The 6,732-nt window shown below is 40.8% G+C and carries 10 protein-coding genes (1 of these 10 cut by a window edge); all 10 read right to left on the minus strand.

The features are described 5' to 3' along the window. Window positions 1-56 precede the first annotated feature (56 nt). On the minus strand, window positions 57-1,061 hold the full coding sequence (locus HY987_RS07965) for a calcium/sodium antiporter (protein ID WP_292757358.1): 1,005 nt from the start codon (window positions 1,059-1,061) through the stop codon (window positions 57-59). Between the two features lie 222 nt (window positions 1,062-1,283). Then, entirely contained in the window at window positions 1,284-1,715 is a 432-nt protein-coding gene (locus tag HY987_RS07970) for a universal stress protein (protein ID WP_292757360.1), read from the minus strand. Between the two features lie 12 nt (window positions 1,716-1,727). Next, window positions 1,728-2,747, minus strand: a complete 1,020-nt coding sequence (locus HY987_RS07975; RefSeq protein ID WP_292757362.1) for a calcium/sodium antiporter — start codon at window positions 2,745-2,747, stop codon at window positions 1,728-1,730. A 306-nt stretch (window positions 2,748-3,053) separates the two neighbouring features. Next, the gene (gene mtrH / locus HY987_RS07980) at window positions 3,054-4,007 is read right to left on the minus strand and encodes a tetrahydromethanopterin S-methyltransferase subunit H (RefSeq protein WP_292757364.1); all 954 of its coding nucleotides are present in this window, start codon (window positions 4,005-4,007) and stop codon (window positions 3,054-3,056) included. A gap of 17 nt (window positions 4,008-4,024) precedes the next feature. After that, a complete protein-coding gene (mtrG, locus tag HY987_RS07985; RefSeq protein WP_292757366.1) occupies window positions 4,025-4,279 on the minus strand; it encodes a tetrahydromethanopterin S-methyltransferase subunit MtrG in 255 nt (84 codons plus the stop codon). Between the two features lie 4 nt (window positions 4,280-4,283). Next, complete coding sequence (gene mtrF, locus HY987_RS07990; RefSeq protein WP_292757368.1) at window positions 4,284-4,493, minus strand: tetrahydromethanopterin S-methyltransferase subunit F; 210 nt, start codon at window positions 4,491-4,493, stop codon at window positions 4,284-4,286. Window positions 4,494-4,506: 13 nt separating this feature from the next. Beyond that, the gene (mtrA, locus tag HY987_RS07995; protein ID WP_292757370.1) at window positions 4,507-5,226 is read right to left on the minus strand and encodes a tetrahydromethanopterin S-methyltransferase subunit A; all 720 of its coding nucleotides are present in this window, start codon (window positions 5,224-5,226) and stop codon (window positions 4,507-4,509) included. Between the two features lie 12 nt (window positions 5,227-5,238). Further along, window positions 5,239-5,541: a tetrahydromethanopterin S-methyltransferase subunit MtrB gene (mtrB, locus tag HY987_RS08000; protein WP_008514017.1), complete on the minus strand. Its 303-nt coding sequence runs from the start codon at window positions 5,539-5,541 to the stop codon at window positions 5,239-5,241. A gap of 11 nt (window positions 5,542-5,552) precedes the next feature. After that, window positions 5,553-6,365, minus strand: a complete 813-nt coding sequence (gene mtrC, locus HY987_RS08005; RefSeq protein WP_292757373.1) for a tetrahydromethanopterin S-methyltransferase subunit MtrC — start codon at window positions 6,363-6,365, stop codon at window positions 5,553-5,555. Next, on the minus strand, window positions 6,365-6,732 hold the 3' portion of the coding sequence (gene mtrD / locus HY987_RS08010) for a tetrahydromethanopterin S-methyltransferase subunit D (protein WP_292757549.1). It continues 358 nt past the right edge of the window; the window shows 368 of its 726 coding nt (coding positions 359-726); its start codon lies beyond the right edge, outside the window; the stop codon is at window positions 6,365-6,367. The genes mtrC and mtrD overlap by 1 nt, the downstream gene beginning before the upstream one ends.

The following is a 6,732-nucleotide window of genomic DNA, read 5'->3' on the forward strand; positions in this document are numbered from 1 at the left end:
AAAACAAACTCTTTTTATAGTGAATAAATTAATCACTTCATGATCAACATCCTAATTTAACCAAGTACAAATATCCTGAACACGGCATAAACAAGATATGTGACTAACAATATTATGCCTCCAACTCTGTTCAATTTTCCTTTACCCATTTTTATAAGTGCCATCAATAAAACAGTCACAAATATCATAACCGGAGCATCAAAAGTCAAAGAAAGTGTTTCCACAGGCACACTTAGGATCAGTGCAGGTATTCCAATTCCGATTATAATGTTGAAGGTGTTACTTCCCAGTACTGTACCTATGGAAAGATCATGCAATCCCTTCATGGCTGAAGAAAGGGTGACCACCAGTTCAGGGATACTGGTACCAATGGCTAGTGTAAAGAGCCCCATTATCATCTCAGGTATACCAACAATATGAGCCAGTTCCACTCCACTGTAAACCAGAAGCCTGCAGCCCACAATTAGTCCAATCAATCCCATAACTACAAATGCTATTGATTTTTTGTTTATGGCCTTTTTCGGACCCTCCTGTTTTTCAGGATTTTTAGTTATAGGTTCTGGTTTTATCGGTTCTATCTTGGTTTTTTCATCAGCACTATGTTTCCTTTGTGATTTGATTAAAATCCACATATAAAAACAGTATACTGTAATCATGACTACCGAAGCTATCCAGTTTATGTTCCCAAATAACATGAAAAATATTAGAATTAAAGAACTAATCAGCATCATAAGCCAATCACGAGTTAATCCTTCCTTGTTAGTGCGAATTAACCCTGCTACAGCGGCTGATATACCTAGAATTCCCGCTATATTCCATATGTTTGAACCTATAACGGTCCCCACCCCTATCTCTACACTGCCAGATAAAGAGGCTATCACTGCTGACCCAAATTCCGGAAGAGAAGTTCCAATTGCAGAAGCTGTTACTCCTAAAATTATCTCAGATATTCCTAAAGCTCCACCAATATCAACTAAATTATCAACGAAAAGATCCGCAGATTTTATTACTATTATTAGGGAAATTGCTAATACCCCTAGAAGTGCGACTATTTCAATCAATACATCACCGGAATAAGGTTTCCGTCTGCCATTATAAATATTTTGCTGTCTAAACAGATACGTAGATTATTTAGTAATACTATATTATAATAAATATCTTATTTGAAATATCCTATTTAGGAACTTTATTCAAAAATGAAAAATTCCAATTATCATGCTTACTGTTTATATCATTATTGAGAATATTATTCCAAAGAATAAATAAAAAAAGATTATTAGCAGTTAACTGGTTCTCACCAGTAGTATGGTGCAGGGAGCTGAGTGTACGACTTTTTCTGAAACACTGCCCAGTAAACGTTTGTCCACGATGTTCTTACCGGTTCCCAGGACTATAAGGTCAACACCTTCATCTTCGGCAACCTTCACAATCTCATCTGCAGGACTACCCTCACGCATTACTCCCCTGAATTTTATCATGTAATGTTTGGGTGACTGGAATTCCTGTTTCATACTATCCAGAATTTCTTCACCCTTAGCAGTTAACTCAGTAACCATCATTTCCTTAACCTTTTTAGGAGTTAAAAATGGTACAGAAGTCTCCACCACATAAATACCTATTACTTCAGTTTCTCTTTCCTGAATAATATCCAATGTATGTTCAATTATGGGATCCATGTATTCGCCCATGGTTGCAACCAGTATCTTTTCGTACATTTTTATCACCTATTAAGATAGTATGAATATTCTGATTATAGCATAAGCCATGTAAGTTATCATTAATACTATTCCGCCCCATCTATTTAATTTGCCTTTACCCATTTTTATGAGTGCCATTAACAGAAGGGTTACAAAGATCATAACCGGAGCATCAAAGGTTAAAGAAATTCTATCCACGGGAACATTTAACAGCAAGGCAGGAATTCCAATTCCAATTAGAATATTGAAGGTATTGCTTCCAAGTACAGTTCCCAGTGAAAGATCATGGAGTCCTTTCATAGCAGAGCTTAAGGTCACCACCAGTTCAGGTATACTGGTACCAATAGCTAGGACAAATAACCCCATTACCATATCAGATATACCAAACATACCGCCCAGTTCATCAGCACTGTAAACCAGGAGTCTGCAACCAACAATTAACCCCGCTATACCAAGAAGAACATAAAGGTAAGTTTTTTTAGTAACATTCTTCACAACCTTTTCCTCAGATTTTTTCTCAAGGTCTTCTTCTAGGTTATTGTTTTCTTTAAGCTGCTTTTCCTGGCTTTCATCTTGATGACTGGTTTCATTACTGTGTTTCTTCTGTGCTTTAATTAAAATCCATAAATAGAAACAGTATGCTATAATCATGACTGCCGCTGCAGGCCAACTTATATCCCCAAATAACATGAAAAACAGGAGAATTAACCCTGTAATAAGAGTCATCAACCAATCCCGTGCCAATCCAGCTTTATTTGTCTGAATTACTCCGGCAACGGCAGCAGATATTCCCAAAATACCAGCTATGTTCCAAATGTTTGAACCAATTACTGTACCTACACCTAGATCTGTACTCCCAGTTAATGATGCAACTACTGCTGATCCAAACTCAGGAAGAGAAGTACCAATGGCAGAAGCCGTTACCCCCAAAATTATTTGGGATATACCCAAAGCTCCGCCTATCTCTACAATGCTATCCACAAATACATCGGCTGATTTTATTACTATAACCAAAGCAATTATTAAAACTCCGATAAGTGCAATTATCATTAACAACATATCACCGGCATAAGGTTTCCGTTTTCCATTATTTATATTTTATGTTAATACCTTAAGTGACGTTTGTGATTTGATCATATGATCTATTTCCGAAAGCCAGTGTAAACAATGGTTGTCTCACATATATAAAAGTTATTATTTTTAGTTTTCTCAAAACAACAAGGAGATAAATCTAAACAATAATTAAAAGGATAAACTAATTATTTCAATAATAAAACGCTATTATAACCTTAGAAAAGACATATAATCCGATATTTTAAGAAACAAAAAAAAATAAGTTGTATAGGCGTATTACGCCTATAACAGTTTGAAGAATGGGTGTTCTTCCACAGGTTCGGTTCCGATATCTTTAGCTGCTTCAGCCATGAAGATATCAGCCATACCACAAGCTGGGAAAGCCATTGAGGCGTTTTCGATAGGACCGAATAGTACGAAGTCCCCTCCCACAGCTTGCTGGATGAGGTTGGATCCTACGTCACAAACAGGCCATGCTTCTGCGTGTCCCTGTCCACCTTTTTCCACAGGTTTTTTGTATCCTCGGAGCCAGTCCCATGCAGATGGCACGTTGTGGATACCACTTCCCACAGGTAATCCCCATTTGCTTTTAACAGCGTATGAGGTTCTGAGGGCAGGTCCTGCACCTTGTCCTAATGGAGTTATAGCAACGTCCATGAATGGTTTGGTGATTCCACATCCTTCAGCCATTTCCATAAGTCCTGTATCCAGGACACTTCCACCGTTTTCCCAGATGTTGATTTTACCTTCTACACCTGGTTCCATGGGGTTGAATCCCAGAACGATGGATGAGGATATATCAGTGTCTGCAACGGCTTGCAGTTCATCAGCTTCGGAAGCCATGTTTATGGAGTTGTATATGGCTCTTTCAGCTAGTCCTGCTTCATCAGCGTATTTTGCACCGGCAACTTTAGCTTCTGCTGAAGTTGAATCAATCATGAATGGTGCTTCACATACTTCGCCCACGAATTCCAGATATTTAACTATTGCTTCGGGTGTTTGACCGAAGGTCTGGACGATACATGGGTTTCCGGTGACGTCCTGCATTTCTACCATGGTGTTTATCAGGGTTTCTGCTTTATCTTTGTCAAAAACTCCTGCTTTATCATCTTCTATTATTTTGTGTCCACCATAAAATATGGTTCCAGCTAAAACGGTGGGGTATTCGCCTGGCTGTCCACCAACTTTGACGCCGGCAACATCTATAACCACTTGTTCCTTGTCAAACCTTATCATAAGTAAACCTCCTTGAATTAGACTCCTCCAAAGGTGGATAGGATCGCTCCTACTTTCACTACTTTGAATGCTACAAACAGGATTATTAGTCCTATTATTATTCCGTATAAAATACCAATATCCCTGCCAACTTGTTGACCGACTCTCTGGTTGATTTCACCCCAGGTGAATTCAACCTTTTCGTCCATCTCATCTAATCTTTCATTAGCTTTGTTGTATTCTTCTGCAGGGACAATAACACGAGGTATAACATTTTGTTCTTCGTCTGCCATCTTATTATGCCCCCGTACTGGTCAGTAATACCCATACCACTGGGAGACCCACTAGGAGAGCTGCCAGTATGAAACCCAGTGCCATACCATAAATTCTGGTGGCTATGAGTCCTGAGAACAGTCTCTGATCTCTTCCAATTAGTTGGGTTCGGTATTTTACATCTGCTGCTACTTTTCTTATGCCTCGAATATTAGGTTTGTTTGATATTAACATCTAAAAACCCCCATTATTTCAAGAGCAGTATGGTTCCAATGGTCAGGATGAAGACTAGGCCTATCATTATTCCCTGAACTTTACCGGAGTACATACCTGCGTTCATCCTCTGTAGACCACCGACGGATTTCACCTGGGTCTGGATGTTTCGCATTCGTGCCTCGATTAAAGCGGTTTCAGGAGCGACTGGAGGTATTTCTTCACCTTCTTCTTCTTCTCCATCTTCTTCCACTTCAATAACCATTGCTTCTTCTTCGAAAGCTCCTGGATCTTTGTCAATGCATTCTTTGACTTTGGACTGTATGGTAGCAGCGTCCTCTACGTCAATTATGCTTACAATTTCCATTTGCTGTTGGAATCTTTCGATTCCTTCATCGGGTATATTTTCTATAAAGGGAATGGCCCCAGTTGCACCGACTATCTTCCTCTTTTCAGGGTCAACACCATTTTCGTGGAGAGCTTCAATACTCTGACCAGTGATGTGTCCCTGCACTTCTGATCCAGTTAGGATCAAAAAGCGAATATTGGGGTTTGAGATCAGATTTGCAAGCATCTTCTCGATCCCTAAGTTTTCAGTTTTGCAGGGTCCGGATATTGCTGCTCCAGCATCCACTGCAATCTGTTCAATGTGGGAAGCCAGTGTTGTGGCTGCAACAGGACTTTCTGGGTCGCCTACTACGTAGTCCCCGTTTATTACAGGCCATCCTTCTGCTGGTGATTTCTTTTCAGCCAACTTTAACACCTCCTATAACAATAGGGCCAACAGTAGCACAAGTCCTAATACAAATCCGTAAACCAGGTTGGTTAAGGTACCGGCCATCATGTAAGTTCCTTCCCTTCCAGGATAGGAACCTTCAGACACGGTAGTTGGATCTAGGGCTGTGTATAAATCTTCTACTGCAACCTCTAATTCATCTAATTGTTGATTTACTCCGTCCATGGATACGATGACGACATCTCGGCCTAAAGCCGCACCTATCATACCAGTAGTGGGGTCCAGAGTTAAATTCATTTCAGGAACTACTTTGACGAGTGGTAACATTTCCATTTTTATTCCTCCTAGTGTTCCTCCTCTTTAGGCCACATACCGGACCATGCCACAGATGCTGCATCGTCTTTGGATGCTTGCAGGAACATTCTCATGGATATGAACCAAGCTAAAGCACCAATGATGGAAATAACCCACCATGCTTTAGAGGAGCCCATACCTAAGAGTCCTACTATGGCCATGGCCATGAAACCTGTGGATGCTGCCAGTTTTAGGGTTCGAGTTCTGTCTTCCTGTGGTCCTAAACATGCATTGAATGGGTGTTGGATAGCCATTGTATTCAGGATGAATAATAGTCCAATGAAACCAGTGGCAACCACTGACTTTAATATTGGTGCCATGGCATAGCTTCCGGCAATTGCTGCTGAGAATCCGAGGACGGATATGGCAGCTGCACCAGTAAGTTCCATAGTACCAGTTACCAGAACTGGTATTTTCATTCCTATTACCTTTTTAGCTATTAAGGCGATTACTCCACCTAAAACCACAGCCAGAACTACTCCCAGTAATGGGGCTAGCATGGTGTAGGCTGAGCCCATCATGATACCGCCAGCAAGACCTGCAAGGGTGCCTATGACACCTACAGCTAGTGACATGTATCCAATGGAAGGTACACCAGTACCTAAACCGTAGCTGGCTACTCGGGCAATGGCGTCAGCACCCCATATTATGGCACAAACAGCACCTAAGGCTGCCAGAAGAGGTCCGAGTACAGGGTTAATTGGTGTTAAATAAATACCTATTAGTCCACCTATTATTCCAATACCAGCGGTCATTTTTGGGTCAACTGCGGATTCGCCGCCGCCGCCTGCTGCTACTGACATTAGAATACACCTCCTTTAAGTAATAATACTCCTATGAGTCCAGTTACTATGGATGCTAAAAGACAGGCCACAATTCCCTTAGGAATTCTTTTGAATTTAGGGTCGTGGAATCCTTCAATGGTTCCTCCAATATTGTAGGAAGCAAGCACTGCATTTACAAAGAACAGACCTAACGCGAATATTCCCGCCACCATTGCAGCGGCAATTGATGTCTGTCCGGATATTAATGGAGCATATGCAGGTAATGTTACCAGTGATTCATAGACTGCCCAGTAAGCAAGTCCACCACCAATTCCTCCTAGAAGTCCTCCAATTATTCCACTCACATAACATACGGTTGGTATTCCGTGTCCTTCAGTACCGGGGG

The organism is Methanobacterium sp. (genome assembly GCF_016217785.1).
Lineage (GTDB): Archaea > Methanobacteriota > Methanobacteria > Methanobacteriales > Methanobacteriaceae > Methanobacterium.